Consider the following 24,909-nt stretch of genomic DNA (forward strand, 5'->3'; position numbering starts at 1 on the left):
TTGCGTGGTTTTCGATTATATCGTCGTGGGTGGTGGCTCCTCTGGATGCGTGATGGCGAGCAGGCTCTCCGCCTATGGCGCTCGCGTGCTGCTCATTGAAGCTGGCCCTGATACGCCGCCGAATGCCATTCCTGACGACATCCAGGATGGCGACCCAACGCGTGCTTACCTTAATCCCGGTTATCGATGGCAGTCACTCCACGCGACAACGGTGCGAGGTGGCCGCAAGCCTGTCCATTACGAACAGGCGCGCGTCATGGGTGGCGGCTCCAGCATCAATGCCCAAGTCGCCAACCGCGGCGGGCCCGGAGATTACGATGAGTGGGCCTCAAGCGGTGCAACGGGCTGGGGTTGGGAAGACGTGCTGCCCTACTTCCGTCGTCTAGAATGCGATTTGGATTTCGGCGGGGAATTTCATGGCACGAACGGCCCCTTGCCAATCAAACGTGTGCGCCAATCAGACTGGTCGGGCTTCATCCGGGCAATCTCCGATGCTTACGATGCTTTGGGGCTTCATTTCAGGCCAGACTTCAATGGTGCATTCGGTGATGGCTATTCAGTTGTCCCATTGACCAACCGCAATGGTCATCGGGTCTCCTCCGCGATGGCGTACTTACCCGAAACCGTCCGCTCTCGCCGCAATCTAACGATTTTATCCGAAACGACAGTTGCGCGGCTGACCTTTTTGGGAACAACGGTAACGGGGGTCGAGACGGAGAACAAATCGGGCGTGCAATCGTATAGCGCTTCTTGCGTTATCCTGTGCGCAGGAGCACTCCATTCACCCGCCATATTGATGCGCTCCGGGATCGGCCCCGCGAAGGAATTAGTACAATTCGGAATCCCTATCGTTGCAGATTTGAAAGGTGTGGGCCAGAATCTTCAGGAACACCCCACGATTTGCGTTTCGGCCTATTTGAAGCCGGCCGATCGCTTGTCACCCGGCGTGAGCGAATATATTCAGATGCACGCCCGCTACTCGTCGGGTTACGAAGGCTGCCCGTCGACCGATATGGCAATATCGACTGTTGCCAAATCATCCTGGCACCCGCTGGGGAGGCGCCTCGGCACTCTCGCCGTGTGGGTCAATCGCAGCTACTCGACGGGAACTGTGGCGCTCAAGGGTAGTTCGCATAAAATAGAGCCGGAGGTCGATTTCAACTGGTTGAGCGACAAGCGGGACGCCGAGCGCCTCAAGCAGGGCTTTCGCTTCATAGTCCGCCTGCTGCAGCAAGATTCGCTGTCCTCTGTGGCGCTGGACCCGTTTCCGTCAGCGTTGAATGCGCGAGCGAAGCTGGTGAGCAAGGTCACAAGCACAAACTATGCACTCACGTCATTTCTGGCGCTGCTCATGGACGCGTCGCCGCGGCTGCGCCGTGGGCTGATTAGGCGCGTCATAACGGATGGGGATAGCATTTCCGATCTCGTCAACGACGAGAAACATCTGGATCGGTATATTCGCCAGAACGTCATCCCAAGTTGGCATCCGACGTCGACCTGCAGGATGGGGGCAGCCGCGGATCCTGGCGCTGTGACCGATCCGTCGGGACGCGTTCATGGTATTTTGGGTTTGAGGATCGCCGACGCTTCCGTCATGCCATTTTGCCCTCGGGCGAACACAAACATTCCGACGATTATGGTGGCTGAGAAATTGGCCGACACAACCTTGAGAGACGGCAGACGGAGCTAAATCGCTGCCTGCTTTGCTGCTCGGCTAGTCGTCTCGTCGAGACGGCGGATAACGTCGACAAGCGCTTCCTCAGCTCATGTGCTCCTTGGTGCCGCCAGGCAGAACGCCGAACCCGATGTAGATGGCTTTTTTGCGAACGAAGTCTTCGTCCCTGAGCTTGACCGCTCGACCCGGATAGCGTCGAAAAAGACTATGGGATAGGAAAATTTCGAGCGGTCGGTTTCTGCCATTCGGCCATCGTCCGGGACGGCGTGTGTGATGGACGAGCTCAGGTAGCTGGCGATACCTCGCGTCATAGAGCTCTTCGAGATGGCCGATCCTGCCATGAAACCCGGAGGTCGGCGCTGGTCTGGATTGAGCCTGGAAGTCATAAAGCAATTCAGAATTGTAAATCGCTCTTAGTATCTTGGCCGTGATAATGTTAAACTAACCGCGACGGATGTAACAATATATACAACTATATTAACATACAAATCGTTGTTATCTTCACCAGGAAGCGCTAGAGATCAATTGCTAAGACGGAATCACCGCCCAGCCATCGGCTTAGCCTTAGAATGGGACATCATGTCGACTTTCGTTATTATTGGAAGAGACGGCGCGTTGCCCACATCCAAGGAACTGTCGACTTTGAGAGCCGCGGCAAACACTAATCAACTTAAGCGCCCAAAAAGGGGATTGACTATGACCACGCTGCCGAAAATTTCACTTTCGAAATTGAGAGACGATGCAACGCGACGTGACGAGCGCCAGCGCCTGCAAATGGCATGCCAGGAATACGGGTTCTTCTACCTTGTCGAGCACGGCATCCCCGGGGAACAGATCGCGCAAGCCATTGAGGCTTCCCGGCGATTCTTCGCATTGCCACAGTCGGTTAAGGAACGCTACGGGCACGCCTTTCAGGACGTGTACCCCACTGCCGCCCGTGGATACAGTCCTTTACACGGCGAAATGCTACATCCTGAGGCCGGCTTCGATCCAAAGGAGGTATTCGACCTCGGAATTGAGAACGAAGGCGACCGGCGTCCGTTCTCCGGCCGCACGCGCCTTCCGGATGAAGCCTTGGCTCCTGGCTTCGCAAGAAACCTGCTTGCTTTGCAGGCTACCGTGCTCGCCGGGATTGTCCCCCAGATCGGGGATGCGCTGGCGGACCTGATAGGTATGGAAGAGGCATGGTTCCAACGCCATTTCAGCACGCCGACGCTTGGGCAACGCGTGATACGGTATCCAGCTCGCGGCGGCACTTGCGCAAAGCACACGGATCATGGCTTCTTCACGCTGCTGCTGCAAGAGGAACTCCCCCTGCGTTCCTTGCAGGTGTGGTTCCGCGGTCGATGGATGCCGGTGCCGAGCCTGCCCGATAGTCTCGTAGTCAATCTGGGCGACCTCCTTCAGGTCTTGAGCGACGGCCGCTTCAAGAGTACGCCCCACCAGGTCGTGCATAGTGGTCCGACTGATCGAATTTCGCTGCCCTTCTTTATTTATCCCGAGATCGACGCTCGCCTGACTTCGCGACAAGGGCAGCAAGTTAGTGTTGTAGAAATGATGCTGCGCAACGTTGAGTCAATATGGGTGACTGGGAATGGCGCCGGACGCGCGCGCGAACTGCAATGATTGTCTGCTTTTCTAAAGCATGCGCAATTATGGCGCCGACGCGGTGCAGATCTCCGTGGTAAGCTGGAAGAACTCTCGCATCCGCTAGATTGTCCCGCCGTCGCGCGTGTAGCGCGGCGGTCGGAAGCCCGCTTCGGGATGAATGCACCTATGGTGTCAGATTGTTTGCATCGTGTGGTCGCAGGGAAAGATCGCACTAGATCTGCACCGCTGTCGCAAACGTGCTGCGGGAAAACCTGAGGGAACTTGATCCCATGATAACGCTCGCCCAACTCGCGCTTGACGTATCGCGAACCGAGCTCCCGGGAACCAGTTCCAGCGCGACCACGACGCCGTCACAGGCGGAAAGATCTTATAACACCCGGCGGTCGCGTGCTGCACGTCTTGCGGGCCGGTGGCAGTTATCGCAAGCCGTCAACCTTTCAGGCCGAACACCTCGCGCCCTGGAGCCCATTCTCAGCCGGAGCCCGCCCCTCATGGAGATTCGTCTCGCAGGCACTGCCGACCGCGATGCATGGCGGTCCCTTTGGTACGCATATTGCGCCGACCAAGGTCTCAATTCATCAGAACAGGCGACAGATAGGATCTGGCGGCGCATCGAGCGCCCAGACGAACCGATTAACGCGCTGATCGCGGTCTCAGCAACTGGCGTTACCATAGGTTTTGCTACCTTTGTCATTCACCCGTATACTCTTAGCGATCGTCCGGTCTGTTTTCTCGCAGATCTCTATGTCGACGAGTCTTCGCGGCGCCAGGGGATTGGCCAAGCCATGCTCACGAATCTGGCCTCCTACGGTCGCGACCAAGGCTGGCTGAGAATCTATTGGAATACGGACAGATCAAATTATCATGCGCGGGCGCTCTATGACAAGATCGGTAAATTGAGTCCATACCTTACCTACTACTATGACCTGTAGACTTGCTCTGAGGTCGTAACGAAAGCGCATTGACCTGCCCCAGTCTTTTAAACAGTGGCGAGTAGACTAGAGGTGCAGCCATTTATGTTGCGCACATGGGCTTGCAGCGGAATGTATTTTCGGCGCGATGATCCATTGATCAGGCAAGGACCGTGTTCGAGGTAAACTCCGTGCGGTGGTCTGCGACGATCATGCCGGGCTTGCCGCGCTGGGCGATCAGGTCGTCAGTTCGCGAGCAACGCGGCGACCAGAGATCTGTGTCCGGAATCGCGTAAGGCATTCGCGCGTCACGTCGTCGACGAGTTGATCGGCCGCAGGAGAACTGGTCGTACAGCGACCAGCGTGCGTTCGGCTTCGCCTCGACACGGATCGGCCCCGCATGCCGACCGCCGCTCGCCGTCCGCACTTCAACAAGGTAGGCGACATCTCGTCGACCGGCAAGATCTATTCCGGACGTCCGCGCTGTCGTTATGACAAGCCATATTCTAATTTAGATCTCAAAAATCTTCCGGGGAGCAGTGGTCAGTACCTCGACGCCGGAGTCTGTGACACGGAACGTTTCGCTGATGACGTATCCAAAATCCTCCTCGATCCAATTACCTAACATCAGGTGAAAGGTCATGTTTGGTAGCAACTCTGTCATATCGCCATCCTTAAGGCTTGCGGTCGGCTCCAACCAACCAATGCCGTGTGCATAGCCGCAACGCGTCTCCTTTTTGAGGCCCCGCTTCTCGATGCTGCGATTGAAGGCGTTGGCAACATCGCTGCAAGTCGCTCCTGGCCGTATCGCATCAAGAGCGACCTCAAGGCCGGCGACTTGGATCTCATGCACGCGACGTAGACGATCGGAGGGTGAGCCGATCGTGTAAGTGCGCATAAGCCCAGCACAGTAACCATATCGCGCACCGCCGATTTCGAGATTCACCTGCGATCCATAGCGAAAAACGTCCTCGCTCCACGGAATGTGGCACGTTCCCGTTCGCGGTGATGAACACAAACTTATTCCCTCGATCCCGCTTCCTGGCTTACCGTTTGCGCCGCGCACCAACGTTGCCACAATTTCCGCGCACGCGTCTGCTTCACGCACCCCGGGGCGTATTACCTCAGCAGCGCGTCGAATCGCGGCGTCTGAGATTGCCGCCGCCTCCCGCATTACAGCTATCTCGAGATCTGACTTGATGAGCCTTTTCCAAGTGACCGCCTTAGTAGCATCGACGATCGTGGCACCAGGCAGGCGCATCCTAAACTTTTTCGCCGATTGCGATGGAAGGCAGCATAGCTCGATTCCTATGCCTCGACTCGCGAGGCCGACGTCCTCCAAGTAATCGACTACCGCGTCATAGCCATCCTTGTCAGGATTTCCAATATACGCTTCGGGGTATGCGACGATTTTGTCGCGCTCCATAAAACATTGATGAATGGCTGCCGGCGCATCACAGCGGCGCAGAATGAACGTCGGTTCCTCTTCTCGTATCGAAACCACAACGGCCTGAGGAACATAGGCTGATAGCGCGGTGTACCCCGTGAGATAGGTAATGTTATGTTGGTCGGAAACGACGAGCGCGTCGATATCGCACCGACCCATTTCGAACTTCACCGAGCCGAGCCGGCGAAGGTATTCACTTCTAGGGAATGCCTGGGGTCCCTTGGATATATTCATAAGTTTGAACTCCAGCTATGCTTTTGACAACAAGGCGAGCTATTGCGGGTAAGAGTTCTTATGCTGGCGACGGATCACCTCTCAGTTGGGGGGGAGTCGTGGGGCTGCAGATCGCTCCTGTTCGCCCGACGGCGGTGTGATAGACCAAGCGATTAAGTCGACAGCTCGTTGGAGTATCGCTTCGGTCTGAGCAAGGCTGGGTGAAACGGCGACGACATGTCCTATCCAGTCTCGAAAATCGCCTTTCCTGAAGATCGGCGCGTTGGGTTCAACATACAATTTGATTTCAGCGACACCTGGTACCGCGATCGCCTGACTGCCGCCATCGATCCAATCGAGGGTGCCGTCGCAATCAGCAACTAGGAACCGCGCGGCTGCGGTCTGCAAATGCCTTCTGCGCAAATCCCATTCCTCGCCGACGACAAGCTTGATGTGCTCGGTGACCAGATCGACACCGCTCGCCAGTTGGACCAGTTCAGGCTCAAGCGCACCAGCAAGACGCGGATTCACTTCGATTACAACCGGGCCATGATTAGTCAACCGGAGCTCGATGTTCGTTGGCCCCCAATTAAGGCCAAGAGCTTGCAAGCACCTCAGCGAAACATCAACGATACGGTCATGATCGTCTTCCGCAAGCGGGGCCGGGAAGGTCGTTTCACGGAAGACGAAATGCGGTGGGGGGCCGAAATCAACGGCGACAATCCCAATAACCTCATTGCCCATTATCTCCACGCTATAAAAAGGGCCGCGCGCGAATTCCTCAACCAATATCCTCGGCGAAGACGGCCAGATGTGCTTCCCACCCAACAGATAGGTCGTGTGGTCAGCTAACTCATCGGCGTTGCGGCACAATCGGACACCGATGCTACCGCTGCCGATTGCCGGCTTAACAATTACGGGAAAGCCGATCTCCGCGACAGCGCTTTCTACTTCTGCCACATTCAGCGCCATGCGATAAGCGGGTATCGGAACTCCGGCTTCCGCAAGTAGCTGGCGCTGAGAGAATTTGTCACAGCATCGTTCAATCAATTCGGGGTTGGGTCCCGGTAAGTCGAAATGCCGACATAGTTTGCCAACGGTTGCATAGACCGACTCGTCGATGCCCGAGAAGCCCGTGATACCAGCGATGTCATTGGTCTCACGCAGCCTGGAACATTCGCGAATCAAGGTATCAAGATTGGTTGTATCGACACGGATTGCCTCGCTTCTTTCCGCCGCAAGATACTCGTACTGTGTTGGATCAACTGATAGTGTAATTGGATGAAAGCCAAGACGCCGGGCCGCGTGGATGTATCGTATTCCATTACCTCTTGCATGGCCTTCAACCAGGATGAGAGCTTTCCTTGACATTGGCTGTTCTCCACTCTGCGTTTTTGTCGATAGGTCGTTTTGCCATCGTGGACCTCAGACTTAAAGACAACGATCCAAGGCCAAACATTCCGTGAAATTGGTCGCCTCTACCCGCAGCCGCTGGCTGAAGCTGAAGTTGCCTTTGGCGCAGCAAAATCGTCTTCCCAGATCTGGGCAGAACCGATTGGGCTTGATGGCAACTGACCGAATAGTGGCCGAGTGGGATAATGCACTGTATCGCGTACCAGAGTACTGGGGACGAGTACGCCCTTGACCGGGACCCGGCGCCACGAGCTGTCACCGAAAGGCCCTACTAGGGAGTGAGTTTTAGCGCGTTATCGCCGGGAGAGCCCTCGCGAATCGAGAACGTTATCCTTCCATCGTCGTCTATTGCACCCTCGTAGAACATGTGGTCGCAGATAGAATTATCCCGGTGGAAAGTCAGCACTCGCGGCTTGATCTCCACCATCTGATGCTCCTCGATGTATGCGGAGGAGCAAACGATTATTTCGTCCCCGACCTGACAGGTGCGAGCAGCGGCTCCGTTCAGCACGCAGCAACGAGAACCCCGCTCTCCATAAATCACGTAAGTGCTGATTCGAGCGCCCGATGATTTATTCCAGATTTCAACGAATTCCATTGGAAGGATGCCGGCTTCGTCGCAGTGATCTGGATCCAAAGTTATTGAGCCCCGGTAGTTCAAATTCGCGTCGGTCACAGTTATTCCATGAAGCTTGGCGGCAACAAATTTTCTCATCTACATTTCCTCTCGGCGGTGGGACACTGCGTCGACAAGCGATTGCTGTGTCTTGGTTTCAGGATGGATGGATGGACGTTCTGCGATTTGTCGTATTGTGGTTCTTAGGACAAAATTGATTACTCTGGCGTGGCCAGCACGAGACAGTCAGGCGAAGGCTGGTTGTGGTGGGCGGAGGCATTGCCGGCCGGCTGTCCCCCATTGGTAATGCCATCCGATACAGTTCCGACATGTTCCGTTCCTTTAATTAGTTGTGATTTCAGGTGACTGTGCCAATCGGCCCGTTCAACTGGATCGCACACAAAGTTGCAAACCTCGTGCCAAACTGGCTAATCAGGCCGGAAACAGAAATGCGTGATCTCTTTCAGCTATTTAGGTGAGCAGACCACGGATCGGATCAAGAAGGCACGTCGCGGACGCGACAAAATGTTGAGTGTAGGACGGGTTGAGGTGGCGCCCTTCTGCTGGTGGTCGTGCGGCCGATCTGGGCATCGTTGACTTCTGGCGGCGGGGATGTCGAGGACGCTCGGGTATTGGCTGTTCGGATCTTAGACGCGTGCAGCCTCATGCCTCGAATGCGGCCGTTTTACTTGTCCCAGTCGAGGCCTGCCTAAATGTTTGATCTCAGGTTTTGATGGGGCATCCTTATCTTCCGAATCAAAGGATGCACTATGGGCCAGGTTCTTCATGGGAGCGCCACGACGACAGAGGCGGTCCGTCGGGCGCCCGCTGATCAAGGGTTTGTTTTCAGCGATGGGATGGTCGCGGGGCTTACGCTCCTAAGGACGACCTTAAGAGCCCAGCCTCGCTACCGTGCCATGATCGCGCAAGGCGGCCCTCGCCGGAGGCGTACCCGAGGATCGCCCCTGACCAACAAGGAAAAGCCGGATCGACGCGGTCATGTATCCTCTAAGAGTTGTCATGACGCTTACCTCCTTCAGGTTGTGTGCGTCAAGTTCTGCAAAATGGGGCGGCCACGATGCTGGTCATGCGGCTTGGCGTAGAGCGAGCTTCTTGTGCTCGCGCAGATCGTCCATGTTGATGTAGCGGTTGGCCTCCATCCAGTTCTCGTTGGTCTCGCAGCCAGCGCCCTGACGAGGCGCAGGCAGCTTTCATTGGGGAAGATGCGCATGACATTGGTGCGCCGGCGGATTTCCTCATTGTGCCGTTCAAGCATGTTGGTGCTCTTGAGATGCTTGTGATGCTGGCGCGGCAGGCAAAAGAAGGTCAGCGTGCGCTCGATGGTCTCCTCCACCCAACTCGTCAGTCGCGGATAGCGGCCCGACCATTTGGACAGCCATGCGGCGAGATCGGCCTTGGCCTCGGCGAGATCGCGCCGGTCATTAGAGCCAGCGCAAGTCCTGCAGGCAGTCGGCGCCGTGCTTTCTCGGCAGGTGATCGAGCGCGTTCCTGAGGAAGTGGACGTAGCAGCGCTGCCAGGCGGCTTCGGGGATCACCTCGCCGATCGCCGCGACCAGGCCGGCATGATTGGCGGAGACAACCAGCTCGACGCCCTTGGGGCTGCGCGCCTTCAGCGCGACGAGGAAATCCCTCCAGGCCGAGCGGCTTTCGCGATTGGCCATCTCGACGGCCAGGATCTGGCGCCGGCCGTCCCAGTCGATGCCGACAGCGATCAGCACCGCCTGGCTCATGACGACGCCGGCCTCACGCACCTTCTCTTAGCGCGCATCGAGGATGAGGTAAGGAAACGGCTCTTGAAGGGGGCGCCTGGCAAAGGCAGCGAGGCTCTCGTCCAGCCGCTTGTTGATGGCCGAGATCGACGAGGCCGAGAACGCATGGCCGCACAGCTCTTCCGTGATCGCCTTGACCTTGCGGGTCGACACGCCCTGCACATACATCTCCGCAAGCGTCGCCACCAAGGCCCGCTCCGAACGCTGGTAACGCTCGAGAAGCTCGGTCGAGAAGCGGCCGGCCCGGTCCTGCGGAACCCGCAGCTCAAGCTTGCCGACCCGCGTGACAAGGGTGCGGCCGTAATAACCCGAGCGGTAGCCGAGCCGCTCAGGTGTGCGCTCGCTCTTCGAAGCCCCCAGCGCCTCGTCCATCTCGGCCTCGAGTACCTCCTGCATCACCGCACGGATCACTTCGTGAAGTCCGTCCGGGTCCGAAAGCAGAATGTCTTTGATGGCAGCGCTGCCGGTCTTACTTTCAATCTTGGTCATGGTGGCGTTCCTTCGCGGGAATCGGTGACGTGAACAATCACCAGCCTGCCATGACCGCCCTCTCTCAGCGAATTTGCAGAACTGTCAGCACACACCCTCCTTCATCACAAACCCAACCGAACAACTGGGCAGGTGTTCCAAAAAACGCCGAGTTCCAATAAGGACTCAGGTCCTGGTCCGCTATTGTCACCCCTTCCAAGTCGATGTGTTCGTCACAAATCTTGCGCAATTGAGAAAGGTCGCCCGGGCGTACAACTCTGATTTCCACAGTATTCTCCTGCTTCTCGTTCCGGCACACGTCAGGGGATTTGCTTGCGCAGTTGCCTGATGTGGCAGGTGAGCCAGCCCGCATATTGGCCGTCGTATTGTGGGCCGCGACGCTCACATGTGCGCACCCGATGAAGTGTAGATGTGTTTGTTTCAGGCAATGAGGCGCGTCTTGTGAGCACCGCCACGGTGGACCTGAAATCGCCTCACAGACGCTTGCCCACTGAACACGTCCCCGCCATGACCGGGGACGTGTTAAGGCACATTGCCTTCAGCCTCTGCAGAGGTCAGCGGTCTTGCTGCCGTCCGCAGGTTGTCTTTGCCGTAGCCGTATTTGCCGAATACTGCCATCATTTCGCCAGAGCCAACATAGTCCTGCATACGGCATTGAACGCGTCGACCGCAGCCTGCTCGTTGAGCTCGAAGGCGATAGCAGGATAGTTGGCTGGCGCGATGAACGAATCGGCCAGCTCAAGGCTGTGGTCCTTCTTAACAAGTCCAGTCGCTGTAAAGTAGTCGAGGGCACCGGCGGCGGCGCGACAGCCTGTCCGCCGGCGGTCCGGCGACCTGCATGATTTTGTCGTCGGCGATGCCTGACTTTTTCGCGTCCTGGACCGCGGTGTAGCCTGTATCACTGACGAAGGTGAGTCCCTTGTCACGCACATCCTCATAAGAATGCAGCCCTTCCGGGTTGCCCTTAGGCACCAGCAGTGCGCCTCTCTCCGTAGCGATCGGTTCGCTGAACAGCACGTTGCGGCAGCGCTCCGGCTTGATCCACATGCCGGCCGTGATGAAGTCGAAGCGGCTAGCCTGCAGGCCGGGGACAAGTGAGCCCCATTCGGTTACGACCGGCTCGATTCTATTCTCGTGTTTTTGCGCGACGCACGCAAATGCCAGACAATCCGATCCCCAAATTAATTCCCAGCACCGCAGGTTATTTGGTGTCCGCTTTTTCAACGAGACGCTCCATGAGCGTGCTGTAGGCGACAAAACCGGTGTGAGACCAGAAGGTCTTGCGGCCAGGATTGGTCTCCAGCACGTCGAGGAAAATCCTTGATTTGTTGTGGAAACGAGACCGAATAAGCAGCTCAAGGGTCCTGCAGCCAATCTCCGAACGTCGGTGTTGGCAGCTGACGTAGAATTGCCTCAAAAAGACGCGTTGCCCACTCGGCTCCGCATTGTCTGGCTCCAAACGATGAGTGGCGAGGCCCACAATCTCGCCGTTCTGGCTGAAGAGGTCGACCATCCAAATTTCGCGATTCACCAACTGAATAAACCGCTCCTTGAGTTCTGAAACCGTCATCGGGGTTTCGATGCTTCTCGGCCTCGATCAACTCGCGGTTCAACATTGCCAACTTGTCGAAATCTTCGGCGGCAGCTCTGCGAATCTCAATTGTCTCTGAAGCACTGTGATCCTCTCCTGACCCATGCGACCCACGCAGCGGGCTAGGCAATGCGCTCCTACATGTCCGTGGTGGGTAAAGCCCGTCCGCAGCCAAAAATCCTATGATTAGAGTTGTTCTCGATGACCTCCGATACGGATTCTCTCGCCGGGCTTATTTCGATTTGGTCGAGGTCATTGAATCCTGCATCGCCCGACAGCCGCGCCGTCGGTAGGGATCAGCAAGCGTTCAATTTCCAGATGGTGGCTGCGAGAGGCGGATACCAACGTTTCTCGTCTGAACGTAGCCGTCCAGCGCTTCCTGACCCTTCTCCCTGCCGTAGCCGGACTGGTTTATCCCACCGAACGGTGTTTCCACCCCGCCCACATACCACCCATTCACGTACACTTGACCGGCCCAAAGGCGGTCGGCGGTCCAGAGGGCCCGGTCAATATCCCGCGTGAACACGCCCGCTGCCAGACCGTGAACGGTGTCGTTCGCGAGATTGACGGCCATTCCCGGATTATCGAACGTGGTAACGGCAAGAACAGGACCGAATACTTCTTGCTGGAAGAGATTGCTGTCTCGCGCGACATCGGCAAACACCGTGGCCGCCATAAAGTAACCGCTCCGCTCCGAAAGCGCAGTCCCGCCGGTTACGAGTCGCGCGCCCTGCGAGAGGGCCGTCTGGCAGGCCCGCTCAACTCCTTGTCGTTGGTTTCGGGAGATCAACGGGGTGATGTCGCAGTTTTCGCGTCCTGGACCGACCGACAGTCCTTCGACGCAGACCCTCACTCTTTCCACCAGTTTGTCTGCAATAGAACGTTCCACAATAAGACGTGTAAGGTTGTTGCAATTCTGGCCTGCATTCAGAAAGGTCCCGACGCGTACCGCTTCCACAACGCAGTCGAGGTCGGCATCGGAATACACAACTGCAGCCGACTTTCCGCCCAGTTCCATTATGCAGGGCACGATCCGATCCGCTGCCGTCTTGAGCACCGTCCGCCCAGTAGTAATCGAGCCCGTGAAGACGATGTGGCGAACGTCGGGATGTTCGATCAGCGCCTGGCCTGCCGTTTGGCCGTATCCAGTGAGCACGTTGACCGCTCCGGCAGGCAGCCCCGCTGTCTCACAGGCACGCGCAAGTTCAACTCCGGAAAGGGGAGCTAGTTCCGGCGACTTCACCACGACTGAGTTGCCGGTTGCGATGGCGCAGGCCAGCGAGCGGGCCGTCAGTTCAAGTGGACCATTCCACGGAACGATCTGGGCGGACACGCCGAAGGGACTTCTGACTGTGTAGTTGACCAGGTTGGCCCCGCGCGGGATCGAGCGCCCTTCAAGTTTGTCGGCCAAGCCACCATAGTATCGCAGGTATCTGATGGCGGTCTGAACCTCGCCATCGGCAAGTTCCAATGCCTTCCCCGTCTCCGCGCAGTTAATGGCTGCGATCTCGTCGAAACGCGCTTCAAGGGCGTCGGCAACGCGAAACAACATGCGACCGCGATCATACGGATGCATGTCTATCAGCACGCGGTCGCGAAAAACGCGGTGAGCAGCAGTAACGGCAAGCTCGATGTCTTGGGGTCCTGCTTCAGCTACGACAGCAATCGTTTCGGCGCTCGCCGGGTCATCGACCTCGATGCGTGTGCCGGACACAGAATCCCGCCACTCGCCATCGATATAATTTTTGACTACGTCGTTGCTGGCCATCCAGTCCTCTTTCTTATCGCTCGATTTTCTTCGAATTGGCGCAGCGACAGTGGTCGGCGCCGCAGGAAGAACGGCAACCGTGGTATCGGTCCGGCAGTGAAAGCCCTAGTCTGCCGTTCAGCCGCTCCGAGTTCGCCCACTGCCACATGCCACGGAACGGCCTTCCCGTTCCGTGACTGCGAGCGGCCCGATTTTGGACCTGCTAGTGGCCCGGTGCTTTGTCGGCTAGCGAGCCGCGCCTCCACCGTCGAGGGTAGTCGCTACTGCGCCAATGCTGTCGCGAATGATGGACAGACCACGCCGAAGGTCAGCCTCGGCGATGGTGAGGGCAGTCATGAACTTAAGCACCTCACCGTATGAGCCGGCGATCTCGATCACCAAGCCCCGACGAAAAGCCTCCTGGGAGACCAGACCTGGCAAGGAGTGGTGCTTCGGTGAAACGAGTCCGTACATCAGACCGCGGCCTCGCACGCTCAGGCCGAGGGTGGGGAATTCCTCGGTAATCGCGTTGAGTTCTTGGACCAAGATCGCAGACTTGCGAGCGATCTCATCCTCGAACTTGGAGTCGGACCAGTAAGCTTCGAGGGCCGCACGAGCAGTGACGAAAGCATAGTTGTTGCCTCTGAAGGTCCCGGTGTGTGCGCCCGGGGCCCAGACATCAAGTTCAGGCTTGATGAGAATAAGGGCCATTGGGGTTCCGATCGCCGACAAAGATTTGGACAGGGTAACGATGTCCGGCACAATTGCAGCCGCTTCGAAACTGAAGAAACTGCCCGCGCGACCGACCCCGGCCTGGATGTCATCGAGGATCATCAAGATTCCGTGCCGCGACGTTAGCTCGCGCAGCCGTTGCAGCCAAGTAACGCTCGCAGCATTGATGCCGCCTTCACCTTGGATCCCTTCCAGGATCACCGCGGCAGGTTTGTCGAGGCCACTGTTGGGGTCATTGAGAAGCTTTTCGAAGTAATCGATTGTGTCAACTGACGCCCCCAGGTAGCCTTCGTATGGCAACGATGTCACATGGGCGAGGGGAAACCCGGCAGCGGCCCGGTGCTCCTTGTTTCCCATCGCTGCCAATGCTCCAGCGCTTTCCCCATGGAACGAGTTGGTAAACGAGACGATGTTCGATCTCCCGGTCACCTGGCGAGCCAGTTTTAGACTCGCTTCGACCGCGTTCGTACCTGTGGGGCCGGGAAACTGTAATTTGTATGTCAGACCACGAGGCTTGAGAATGTATCGCTCGAAAGCTTCGATGAAGGCTTTCTTGGCCGTCGTGGCAAGGTCCAGCCCATGCACAATTCCGTCGCGCTCGATATAATCCAGCAGCGCCTTCTTGATGACGGGGTTGTTGTGCCCATAATTCAAAACGCCTGCACCGGCGAAAAAGTCGAGATATTCCCGACCGTCTGCAGCGATGAGAGTGGTCCCGACTCCGCGATCGAATAGGGCGGGGAAGGCGCGGACGTAGCTGCGCACCTCAGACTCCAGGCGATTGAAAACCGCGAGACCTGCATCCATTTCAGGTGCGAATTGCTTGCTCATAGGCGAACTCCTCAATCTGAAGCCTGCAAAGCCAGGCCTCTTCTGCTTTATGAAGTGGCGTGTAGGTGCCGTTGTGAGACAATAGCGCGCTACATTGGGCGCCTTGCGCAAATTCTGAGCGGCGGGATGCAGTAATTATGCGAAATTGCCGGCAGGTTGCATAAGGCCGGCGGTTTGTGTGGCTGCGGTGACGATTTTTCCCAACCACCTCAAGACGGCTGCATTTGATGCAGCAACCGGGGCAGGCGAACCTAGCGCTCGATTCCCTATACACAGATGAGACTCTTGGCAGCGTGAGCCAACGAATGGAAGCCGAAGCGCGGAAATAGAGGTCCCCCCTATCATCATCGTCCAGTCGGCTTAGCGTTTAAGTTCCGAGACGTTTCCTCGGCCGAACTGGGCGCAAGGCCTCGGCTTTTGACCGTCGGCTGCCATTGTCAGTTGGGCGATGGTGGACAGCACTCTTCGGCCAATGGCTATAACTGACGTCGAGGACGATAGCCGACTTTGGTCCCATGCCTGGCCTGATCGTTTGGGCTTCCGTCTGCGCGGGGTTGAGGCTACAGTCGAGTGCATATCGCAGTTTTTCTGCGCAAATTGCAGCTATTCCGGAGAATGACCATGGAATTGGATCGGATAGATCTGAAAATCTTAAGCGCTGTTCAGCGCAACAATCGCCAAACAACGGAAGAATTGGGCCAACTGGCCGGTATATCGCCCACGGCCTGTCAGCGGCGATTGAAGCAGTTGCGACAAATTGGCGTAATTGAGGCTGATGTTGCAATCGTGTCGCCTGAGGCGGTGGGCAGGTCCCTGATGATGCTGGTCTTGGTCGACATTGAGCGCTATCGTTCCGACGTCATCGATCGCTTCAAGCAGTCTCTACAGAAGGCGCCTGAAGTAATGAGCGCGTATGCGGTCACCGGTAACGCCGATTTCGTTCTCCTTCTCTCCGTGCGTGACTTGGCAGAGTACGACGCATTCTCGAGGCGTTTCTTCTTTGATAGCCCGGCTGTTAGAAATTACAGCACGATGATTGTGATGGATCGCACGAAGGTAACCTTGGCGGTGCCAATCGATGTATAGAACGCGCAATCTTACGCGCATTCAACAACTGGTTGATCCGATTCACCGATGACTGGCGCAAGGGTCAGCCGCCTTGCCCGCCGGCCATGATTGGGACGGGAGTTTTCGTACCGCTAAAGCGGCGATGGAGCGCAAGGCGAAGCATCATTCTGCTCCTTACAACGGCCTCGTCAGCGCGATGCTGCAAAAGCACTTCTGGACCTACCGGGCTGCATTCTGATGTATCTCGCGATAGGTTTGTCCCCTTCAGTCGCGATGCGCTTTGTCCACTTAAGTCACGACGCTCCGGCATCGCCTTCAGCCCTGATGGACTGCTGGCAAGGTCATGTTTAAACGTTCCGCCCCGTTGGGAGGCCGCCATAATGCGAATCTCTTAAGAATGCGCTGATTTCCTGCGTCCTGCAAGATAATTGCGCGTTTTTGCTTGCTCGCCGTCTGCTAGATTTTTGCCCGACTCAGACATTTGCGAGTTTGCGTGGTTTTCGATTATATCGTCGTGGGTGGTGGCTCCTCTGGATGCGTGATGGCGAGCAGGCTCTCCGCCTATGGCGCTCGCGTGCTGCTCATTGAAGCTGGCCCTGATACGCCGCCGAATGCCATTCCTGACGACATCCAGGATGGCGACCCAACGCGTGCTTACCTTAATCCCGGTTATCGATGGCAGTCACTCCACGCGACAACGGTGCGAGGTGGCCGCAAGCCTGTCCATTACGAACAGGCGCGCGTCATGGGTGGCGGCTCCAGCATCAATGCCCAAGTCGCCAACCGCGGCGGGCCCGGAGATTACGATGAGTGGGCCTCAAGCGGTGCAACGGGCTGGGGTTGGGAAGACGTGCTGCCCTACTTCCGTCGTCTAGAATGCGATTTGGATTTCGGCGGGGAATTTCATGGCACGAACGGCCCCTTGCCAATCAAACGTGTGCGCCAATCAGACTGGTCGGGCTTCATCCGGGCAATCTCCGATGCTTACGATGCTTTGGGGCTTCATTTCAGGCCAGACTTCAATGGTGCATTCGGTGATGGCTATTCAGTTGTCCCATTGACCAACCGCAATGGTCATCGGGTCTCCTCCGCGATGGCGTACTTACCCGAAACCGTCCGCTCTCGCCGCAATCTAACGATTTTATCCGAAACGACAGTTGCGCGGCTGACCTTTTTGGGAACAACGGTAACGGGGGTCGAGACGGAGAACAAATCGGGCGTGCAATCGTATAGCGCTTCTTGCGTTATCCTGTGCGCAGGAGCACTCCATTCACCCGCCATATTGATGCGCTCCGGGATCGGCCCCGCGAAGGAATTAGTACAATTCGGAATCCCTATCGTTGCAGATTTGAAAGGTGTGGGCCAGAATCTTCAGGAACACCCCACGATTTGCGTTTCGGCCTATTTGAAGCCGGCCGATCGCTTGTCACCCGGCGTGAGCGAATATATTCAGATGCACGCCCGCTACTCGTCGGGTTACGAAGGCTGCCCGTCGACCGATATGGCAATATCGACTGTTGCCAAATCATCCTGGCACCCGCTGGGGAGGCGCCTCGGCACTCTCGCCGTGTGGGTCAATCGCAGCTACTCGACGGGAACTGTGGCGCTCAAGGGTAGTTCGCATAAAATAGAGCCGGAGGTCGATTTCAACTGGTTGAGCGACAAGCGGGACGCCGAGCGCCTCAAGCAGGGCTTTCGCTTCATAGTCCGCCTGCTGCAGCAAGATTCGCTGTCCTCTGTGGCGCTGGACCCGTTTCCGTCAGCGTTGAATGCGCGAGCGAAGCTGGTGAGCAAGGTCACAAGCACAAACTATGCACTCACGTCATTTCTGGCGCTGCTCATGGACGCGTCGCCGCGGCTGCGCCGTGGGCTGATTAGGCGCGTCATAACGGATGGGGATAGCATTTCCGATCTCGTCAACGACGAGAAACATCTGGATCGGTATATTCGCCAGAACGTCATCCCAAGTTGGCATCCGACGTCGACCTGCAGGATGGGGGCAGCCGCGGATCCTGGCGCTGTGACCGATCCGTCGGGACGCGTTCATGGTATTTTGGGTTTGAGGATCGCCGACGCTTCCGTCATGCCATTTTGCCCTCGGGCGAACACAAACATTCCGACGATTATGGTGGCTGAGAAATTGGCCGACACAACCTTGAGAGACGGCAGACGGAGCTAGGCCAGGCGGCATGTACATTCTGCCGGAGCGCTGCCGCAATGTGGTGTTCACCGAGCCGCTTGCTAAGTTCACCGAAGCCCTGCTCATGCCGAATGGCAATCCCAAAAGACCAGCACTCCTTTGACGATATTCGTGATAAGGGCCTAACGCTGGTCACCACCGCCGGTTCCGACACGGTCACGACCGCCAAAGACGCGGGCATTCCGGAGGATCGTGTCATGCAGGTCGCCGGCCAGGCCGAATTCTTGCAGGCAGTGAAGGTCGGCCGCGCGGCGGCGGGGTCGCTAAACTACTTCACGGTAAGGAGCTCGCTGACAAGGTCGACAGCGTTGAAATGGCAGATCCGTTCACCCCGCCGGCTGGGAAGGCCGGCTACCCAAGTCTCGCCTTCCTGCCCAATCAGCAGGCGGTCGATGCCTTCAACGAGGTATTGAATACTTATATCGGCTCCGACCAAATGATGCAGTCGGTCAAAATACGGCTACACCAAAATCAATCTGCCGGACGGCACCAAGACCGGCGACCTGTGCAAGGGTTGAAATCTTGCGGGGAATGCCACCCATGCACCTAAAAGGCTCCCGGCCGCAGTGGCTGGGCGACGACAGAGCAAAGTGACAAGACGCGAGGCTCCGGGGTGCCGATTTCCGGTATTCAGACGAGATAGTTCGGCAACGTGGCATGTGAGGCTGCTACGCTCAGGAGTGAGCAATGGCAGTCCATCTCGCATGTCGCAATGCCGACCTGATGCCCCTCCTTTTGCCGAGGAACCGATGATCACCAAGCATCGCGTATCGGTTGATGGTGTCGAGACATCGTACTGCGAGAACGGAGCTGGTAGGCCGATTGTTTTCCTGCAGGGGGCGGGCTTCCGTGCAGAGGCTAAGAGTTCCTTTGTTCGGCAGCTGAACGGGCTATCCGATCAATTTACGGTAGTAGCGATTGATCAACTCCATTTTGGGGGAACGGATTATCCTGCTGACTGCAAATACATTAACCGGCTCGGTCGTGTGAATCATGTAATTAGCTTCCTCCAACAACTGGGTTTGAAGCAGATCACGCTAGTCGGCCATTCAGAAGGATCATTCGTCGACGCGCGGGTCGCGATCGTGCGTCCCGATCTTGTTTCTAAGCTTGTCCTGCTGACCGCTAACTCCGTGTCGCCGGCGTTCGGAGATGACCGTGACGAAGCTTGGCTGGAGGCCTGCCGGCAGGCTTACGGCTGTTCCGGCCCGATGCCGAGCGAAGAGGAATACATCACCGCACGGCGGAAAAGCTGCCGCGCCCACGGGCAGGATGTGGAATGCGCCGAGCGAGAAGCCTATCGGCGGGCCGCGGCTCGGGGACAATGGGAGATCTGGCAGAGATTGCCGGAAGACGAGACAAACCTGCATCGTTATCCACTGCTGCAGCAGAAGTATATCTTCCCCTACCTTGATCAGCTTCAGGCCCAGACGTTGATCATCTGGTCCAAGAACGACCCTACCGCGACGCCGGAGCAAGGGATCAACCTGGCGAAGCTGATCAGGAATTCAGATTTCCATCTGCTCAATAATGCCGGCGATTCCGTCCAGGTTGATCCGGAGCGAAGCCGTGAACAGACTCATCCGTCAATGGCACGAATGATCAACTGTGACGGGAACAATGCTCGGGCCAGCGTCTCCGAGGCGAATCTCTCAGCGGCGTGTCGCATACGACGAACTTGTGCCCTGCCATGGCAACAAGGGCATAGCCCAGGCGGTGGCGCCCATCCAACCGGGCAGGGCAGGAGTCATGCAAGACGTGGTGTGCCTCAGTTGGCCATACCACAGCTCGCGATTGTTCACTTCCAACGAACCACGGGGATGACGGAAATGTGCGTATGCACCCAAAAATCACCGAATTTCTGCGAATAACTTGCATTTCTCGCACAAAGCACCACAGCTGCGCTGCTACGCTCACGAAGCATGCACAAGTGGCGTAGCAAAGGATCGACTGGAGGAATCTATACCTAAGTGGGGACCCTGCAGCTCACACGATGATGGGAACCGCCGGACTACAAGCTCAACAAATGATGCAATGGTCTTTTCCCGAGGCATATCGGGAGACCATCGGCGATGCGAAAACGGAGGACTAACCAGTGGTCAAGTGGAAACTCGACGAATGCTTTAAGGCTGCAATCTTGAAGAGGATTGCCGCGCTCGGCCTGGCGGCGATGACAATCTCGTCCTTTGCCGGTTCGGCCTCGGCGGAGTCGCTGCTCGATAAGATTAAGAACGGAGAAACGATCCGTCTTGGCTTCACCAATGAGCCTCCCAGTGCCTATCCTGGTGCGAACAACGAGCCGCTTGGCCTGGTCAATGTGATGACACTGGACGTTCTGAGAAAGATGGGAACGACCAAAATCGAGCCGGTCGTAACCGATTGGGGTTCCCTTGTCCCGGGCCTCCAGGCTGGTCGCTTTGACATCATCACGGGCGGCATGTGGATTAAGCCGGAGCGGTGCCGCAACGTCCTGTTCAGCGAACCGATCGCATCGAGCAATGATTCGATGATCGTGCCGAAGGGCAATCCGGAAGCGCTGCATTCCCTCCATGACGCTCAGAAGAAGGGGCTTACCCTGGCCATCATGACGGGTACCACCGCAGTCGAGCAGGCGAAGAAATTAGGTTTCCCTGACGACAAGGTTATGCAGGTCGCCGGACCGCCCGAGGTCGTACAGGCTGTAAAGGCCGGCCGCGCCGCTGCCGGCTCGCTCTATAGTCTGAACGCGACGACTCTTGCCGAGCAGGATCCCAGCATTGAGGTGGCTGACCCGTATACCCCGCCGGGACCGAATGAACATCCCGCCATAGCCTTCCCGCTCAGCGAACAGGCTGCGGTAGACGCGTTCAATGCTGTGTTGAAAGACTATATTGGCTCTGACGAAATGATGGCCGCGGTCGGCAAATATGGTTACACCAAACGCGATCTCCCGGATGGCAGCAAGACCGCTGATCTTTGCAAGGGCTGAAGCTATGCGTCTGACCGCTCCCCGGCCCTTGGCCGGTAGGCGGTCAGTGGGGAGGGCATATGAGTAAGGTCGATCTCAGCTTTATCTTTGCCGTGCTCACCAAGGGCGTCATGACTACGGTCATCGTCACTCTTGGCGCCTGCGTCGTAGCGATCGTCCTTGGGCTTTTCGTGGGCCTGACCCGAGTCTCTCCCCGTCGGCAGTTGCGCTGGTTCAGTATCGCCTACATCGAATTCTTCCGCGGGACGTCCATGCTGGTTCAGCTCTACTGGTGGTTCTTTGTATTGCCGATTTTCGGTATTTTCCTGTCGCCGTGGACTGTCGGAATTTTGGGGATCGGAATGAATGCCTCTGGCTACGCAGCCGAGTATGTCCGCGCCGCCATTCAGGCCGTTGATAGGGGCCAGTATGAGGCATCTACAGCGCTCAATTTTTCGCGGCTCACCATGATGCGGCGTATTATCCTCCCACAGGCAATGCGCGCCATGCTGCCGACCTGGGGTAACATGCTCATCGATGTGCTTAAGGGTAGCTCGCTCGTCTTCTTCATCACCATTCCCGAATTTACTAGCGCCGCCAAGCAGGCGGCCGACGCAACTGGCGATTATATGCTGTTCTTTGCGGTTGCACTATTCGGTTATTACATCATCGCGCGCGCCCTCATCACTCCTTTCGTGCGCTGGCTGGAACGCCGCGTCTCGCGCGGTTTCGTTCGGGAGCAGGTGGCTTGAAGATCTGGGATTGGTCTTACGTATGGGAGGCTTTCCCATATCTCTATCAGGGAGCGATCGTCACCATTGAGGCTACGCTGCTCGGGTTTGCGATCGCGCTGATATTGGGTCTTGTCTTCGCGATGATTCGCCAGTCGCCAAACCGCTACGTCTCGACCACCATGGCGGAGATCGTGGAGTTTATCCGTTCAACGCCCTTGCTGCTGCAGTTGTTCTTTGTCTATTTCGTTGGTCCGCAGATCGGAATCTTCATTCCTGCCTGGACGGCGGGAGTTGGCGTGCTGGGGATCCACTATGCAGCCTATTGTTCCGAAGTCTTCCGCGGCGGCATCGAGAATGTGGATGGCGGCCAGTGGGAGGCCTGTACGGCACTAAACCTTTCGCGAACGCGGACCTGGCGAACAATCATTCTGCCGCAGGCGATCCCGCCCATGGTGCCAGCTCTGGGCAATTACTTCATCGGCATGTTCAAGGACACGCCGGTCCTGGCGGCAATCTCGATCTTCGAGATGCTGCAGCAGGCGAAAAATTTCGGGGGCAATAACTATCGATACATAGAAGCGATCACTATGTGCGGCTTCTTCTACTACGTGTTCAGCTTGGTTGCTTCCGCTATCGTGCAGTCGGTCCGCGTCTGGCTCAACCGCCGCTACCATCTGCAATAGGGAGGCCTTATACTATGAGCGAATTTGTGCTTCGCTTCGAGGACGATCTCACGAAGCGCCCTAGGGCATCAGCCAGGCGGGACGAGCTTGACCTCGATATCAGGCGCAGCGAAAAAGTCATGAACGAACCCATAGTTCGCTTCGAGAACGTCACAAAGCGCTACGGCGCGTTGACGGTGCTGGACGAACTCAATCTCGAGATCGCACGCAACGAGAAGGTGTCCATCATTGGTCCGTCCGGCTCGGGCAAGACCACCGTTCTGCGCATGCTGATGACGCTTGAGCACATCAACGGGGGGGTGATATGGGTCGACGGTGAACCGTTGACGCATACGCAGAAGAACGGCCAAATAGTGCCGGCGAGCGAGCGTCATCTCCGTCGCGTGCGTGCCAAGATCGGTATGGTGTTCCAGCACTTTAACCTGTTCCCGCATATGACTGCTCTGCAGAACTGCATGGAGGCGCCGATCTCCGTCCTTGGGCTCTCGAAGAAGGAGGCGGAGGCCCGAGCGGCAGAGCTGCTCGACTTGGTGGGCCTCGGCGACAAGAAGAACCATTTCCCGATCCAGCTTTCCGGGGGCCAGAAGCAACGCGTGGCGATCGCTCGGGCGTTGGCCATGCGGCCCAAGGTGATGCTGTTTGACGAGGTGACATCAGCGCTTGACCCGGAACTGGTTGGAGAGGTGCTCAACGTCATCCGCAAGCTCAGCGCCGAACATGACCTCACAATGCTGATGGTCACGCACCAGATGGGCTTTGCCAAGGAGTTCTCCGATCGCGTGTGCTTCTTTTCTGGCGGTAAGATTGTCGAGCAAGGCCCGCCCAGCCAGCTTTTAGGCAATCCGCAAAACGAGCGAACGCAGCAGTTTCTCAATGCGGTGCTGGAGACGAGGTGAGTTGCGGGTTGTGCCGCTAGTTGAGTTATCCCGTGGGTGGCTTCCGGGCAGGAACTGGTCCGTTCGGAGCAGGCTGCCCTGCGACGAACCTACGCGCGGTTTTTCAGGGCCGGGTTGATGTCGAGGTTACTGCCCCAGTTCATTCAGGACTGCATAACTAGGATCGTCCGGTCCAAGCCCCAGATTGGTCGAGTTAGGTAAATAGCGCTGCCCGTTCGGCAGTTGCGAGCTTGAAGATCTGATGTGCGTTCAATCTGCCATTCAGGGCATCTGGGCTCTGGAAAGTGCCCTAACACGATTGTCTGACGGCGGACGCAAACCCGGTATCCTACAGGCCCGGGGAGGGTCGCACAAGCGTTCTGCGGTTTCCCAGTTTTTACGGCTTTCATGCGAATGCACCAAAACAATGCCGACTTACTGCGCCTGGAAAGGCATGTTTCTCTGAAACAGCCGTTTCGACGCTGTTAAATTCGTGCATTCAGAGAGAACCTGTATCGCGCAGGTGATGGGCATTTGCTGCCGAAATCACCATCTTAGCTGCTTCCAGAAGAAGGATGCTTCCGTGACAACTCAACAAAGGGCCCTCGGAATTATTGGGCTGGAGATCGGACTTCCGCCTCGTGAATTTCCGCCACCGCAACCGGAGTCGGTCTTCAACCCGGCAACTTTCGACTTCCCAATTATAATAGAGACCGCGGCCGGGGCTTTGGAGGAGAGGGTCATTCCCGGTGATGCTTCTCTCGAGCCGGCCTACATTGCAGCTGCCAGGCGGTTGGTCGAGCGCGGAGCAGTCGCGATAACCGGGGACTGCGGGTTCAGTATCCGGTACCAGGCTGCAGTGGCCGCGTCTGTCGAAGTCCCGGTGGCCATGTCGAGCCTGCTACTGGCGCCCACGCTACTCCGGCAGCTTCCAGCTGACGCAAAGCTCGCCGTTGTGGCCGCAGACTCAAGACACTGCGGCAAAGAGCTGCTGGGCATAGATTCATCCGCAGAGGCAAGAGTAGTCATCGGCGGCATTGAAGGTGACGCGTGGCCGGCTGGTGTTGTTGAAATGGAGTCGGAGGTTGCAGCCTGTGTCGCGCGACTTGGCGCCGCACATCCGGGGATTGCCGCCCTCCTATTTGAATGTACATTGTTCCCGATGGTGACGTCAGCAATCCGTCGTAGGACAGGACTGCCCATCTATGACGCCGCGACCCTTTATCGGATGACATTCGCGTCCGTGGCTTGACCGCTTGGAGGCCACTATCCCAAAATATGAGCTCATGTCTGGTATGAGTTGCGGCTCGTTATTGTAACACACGTCCGCATCTTG

General features: G+C 57.2%; 18 protein-coding genes and 3 pseudogenes. 11 read left to right on the forward strand and 10 right to left on the reverse strand.

Annotated elements, in window-relative coordinates:
- The first annotated feature begins 4 nt into the window (after nt 1–4).
- Nucleotides 5–1,690 (forward strand): GMC family oxidoreductase N-terminal domain-containing protein, encoded by a 1,686-nt coding sequence (locus tag EN993_RS00220; protein ID WP_063169348.1) that lies wholly within the window; start codon nt 5–7, stop codon nt 1,688–1,690.
- A gap of 81 nt (nt 1,691–1,771) precedes the next feature.
- Here EN993_RS00220 and EN993_RS37555 read toward each other — a convergent pair.
- Nucleotides 1,772–1,915 (reverse strand): annotated as a pseudogene (locus EN993_RS37555) (transposase); the annotation flags it as partial.
- A gap of 456 nt (nt 1,916–2,371) precedes the next feature.
- Between EN993_RS37555 and EN993_RS00225 the strand changes: the two are divergent.
- Together EN993_RS00225 and EN993_RS00230 are read left to right on the forward strand one after the other, a co-directional pair.
- Entirely contained in the window at nt 2,372–3,301 is a 930-nt protein-coding gene (locus EN993_RS00225) for a 2-oxoglutarate and iron-dependent oxygenase domain-containing protein (RefSeq protein ID WP_063170383.1), read from the forward strand.
- Between the two features lie 476 nt (nt 3,302–3,777).
- Nucleotides 3,778–4,218: a GNAT family N-acetyltransferase gene (locus EN993_RS00230; protein WP_158515807.1), complete on the forward strand. Its 441-nt coding sequence runs from the start codon at nt 3,778–3,780 to the stop codon at nt 4,216–4,218.
- A gap of 142 nt (nt 4,219–4,360) precedes the next feature.
- Here EN993_RS00230 and EN993_RS00235 read toward each other — a convergent pair.
- From EN993_RS00235 to ectB, 9 genes and pseudogenes are all read right to left on the reverse strand, one after another.
- Nucleotides 4,361–4,591, reverse strand: a pseudogene (locus tag EN993_RS00235) (IS3 family transposase); the annotation flags it as partial.
- Nucleotides 4,592–4,708: 117 nt separating this feature from the next.
- On the reverse strand, nt 4,709–5,878 hold the full coding sequence (locus tag EN993_RS00240; RefSeq protein ID WP_063169356.1) for a Xaa-Pro peptidase family protein: 1,170 nt from the start codon (nt 5,876–5,878) through the stop codon (nt 4,709–4,711).
- A gap of 81 nt (nt 5,879–5,959) precedes the next feature.
- Nucleotides 5,960–7,228 (reverse strand): acetyl-CoA carboxylase biotin carboxylase subunit family protein, encoded by a 1,269-nt coding sequence (locus EN993_RS00245; protein ID WP_082826583.1) that lies wholly within the window; start codon nt 7,226–7,228, stop codon nt 5,960–5,962.
- 313 nt (nt 7,229–7,541) lie between these two features.
- A complete protein-coding gene (gene panD, locus EN993_RS00250) occupies nt 7,542–7,985 on the reverse strand; it encodes an aspartate 1-decarboxylase (RefSeq protein ID WP_063169354.1) in 444 nt (147 codons plus the stop codon).
- Nucleotides 7,986–8,971: 986 nt separating this feature from the next.
- A pseudogene (locus EN993_RS00255) lies at nt 8,972–10,165 on the reverse strand (IS256 family transposase).
- 756 nt (nt 10,166–10,921) lie between these two features.
- Nucleotides 10,922–11,389 (reverse strand): transporter substrate-binding domain-containing protein, encoded by a 468-nt coding sequence (locus EN993_RS37560; protein WP_224571101.1) that lies wholly within the window; start codon nt 11,387–11,389, stop codon nt 10,922–10,924.
- Complete coding sequence (locus EN993_RS00265; protein WP_063169352.1) at nt 11,367–11,735, reverse strand: GNAT family N-acetyltransferase; 369 nt, start codon at nt 11,733–11,735, stop codon at nt 11,367–11,369. The genes EN993_RS37560 and EN993_RS00265 overlap by 23 nt, the downstream gene beginning before the upstream one ends.
- A gap of 328 nt (nt 11,736–12,063) precedes the next feature.
- Nucleotides 12,064–13,524 carry an aldehyde dehydrogenase family protein gene (locus EN993_RS00270; RefSeq protein WP_063169351.1) on the reverse strand — a complete coding sequence of 487 codons (1,461 nt, stop codon included), beginning with the start codon at nt 13,522–13,524 and terminating at the stop codon, nt 12,064–12,066.
- A 225-nt stretch (nt 13,525–13,749) separates the two neighbouring features.
- Nucleotides 13,750–15,066 carry a diaminobutyrate--2-oxoglutarate transaminase gene (gene ectB, locus EN993_RS00275; RefSeq protein ID WP_063169350.1) on the reverse strand — a complete coding sequence of 439 codons (1,317 nt, stop codon included), beginning with the start codon at nt 15,064–15,066 and terminating at the stop codon, nt 13,750–13,752.
- 621 nt (nt 15,067–15,687) lie between these two features.
- Between ectB and EN993_RS00280 the strand changes: the two genes are divergently transcribed.
- The 8 genes from EN993_RS00280 to EN993_RS37315 all read left to right on the forward strand — a co-directional run bounded on the left by EN993_RS00280 (nt 15,688) and on the right by EN993_RS37315 (nt 24,825).
- On the forward strand, nt 15,688–16,152 hold the full coding sequence (locus tag EN993_RS00280) for an Lrp/AsnC family transcriptional regulator (protein WP_063169349.1): 465 nt from the start codon (nt 15,688–15,690) through the stop codon (nt 16,150–16,152).
- A 475-nt stretch (nt 16,153–16,627) separates the two neighbouring features.
- A complete protein-coding gene (locus tag EN993_RS00285; protein ID WP_063169348.1) occupies nt 16,628–18,313 on the forward strand; it encodes a GMC family oxidoreductase N-terminal domain-containing protein in 1,686 nt (561 codons plus the stop codon).
- A gap of 770 nt (nt 18,314–19,083) precedes the next feature.
- A complete protein-coding gene (locus EN993_RS00295) occupies nt 19,084–20,205 on the forward strand; it encodes an alpha/beta hydrolase (RefSeq protein ID WP_063169347.1) in 1,122 nt (373 codons plus the stop codon).
- A 224-nt stretch (nt 20,206–20,429) separates the two neighbouring features.
- Complete coding sequence (gene ehuB, locus EN993_RS00300; protein ID WP_082826582.1) at nt 20,430–21,302, forward strand: ectoine/hydroxyectoine ABC transporter substrate-binding protein EhuB; 873 nt, start codon at nt 20,430–20,432, stop codon at nt 21,300–21,302.
- A gap of 59 nt (nt 21,303–21,361) precedes the next feature.
- The gene (ehuC, locus tag EN993_RS00305; RefSeq protein WP_063169346.1) at nt 21,362–22,033 is read left to right on the forward strand and encodes an ectoine/hydroxyectoine ABC transporter permease subunit EhuC; all 672 of its coding nucleotides are present in this window, start codon (nt 21,362–21,364) and stop codon (nt 22,031–22,033) included.
- Nucleotides 22,030–22,698 carry an ectoine/hydroxyectoine ABC transporter permease subunit EhuD gene (gene ehuD, locus EN993_RS00310; RefSeq protein ID WP_063169345.1) on the forward strand — a complete coding sequence of 223 codons (669 nt, stop codon included), beginning with the start codon at nt 22,030–22,032 and terminating at the stop codon, nt 22,696–22,698. Before ehuC ends, ehuD begins: the two co-directional genes overlap by 4 nt.
- A 119-nt stretch (nt 22,699–22,817) precedes the next feature.
- A complete protein-coding gene (gene ehuA / locus EN993_RS00315; RefSeq protein WP_063170381.1) occupies nt 22,818–23,594 on the forward strand; it encodes an ectoine/hydroxyectoine ABC transporter ATP-binding protein EhuA in 777 nt (258 codons plus the stop codon).
- Nucleotides 23,595–24,156: 562 nt separating this feature from the next.
- The gene (locus EN993_RS37315) at nt 24,157–24,825 is read left to right on the forward strand and encodes a hypothetical protein (RefSeq protein ID WP_176477193.1); all 669 of its coding nucleotides are present in this window, start codon (nt 24,157–24,159) and stop codon (nt 24,823–24,825) included.
- Nucleotides 24,826–24,909 lie beyond the last annotated feature (84 nt).

The organism is Mesorhizobium sp. M7D.F.Ca.US.004.01.2.1 (assembly GCF_003997785.1).
Taxonomy (GTDB): domain Bacteria; phylum Pseudomonadota; class Alphaproteobacteria; order Rhizobiales; family Rhizobiaceae; genus Mesorhizobium; species Mesorhizobium loti.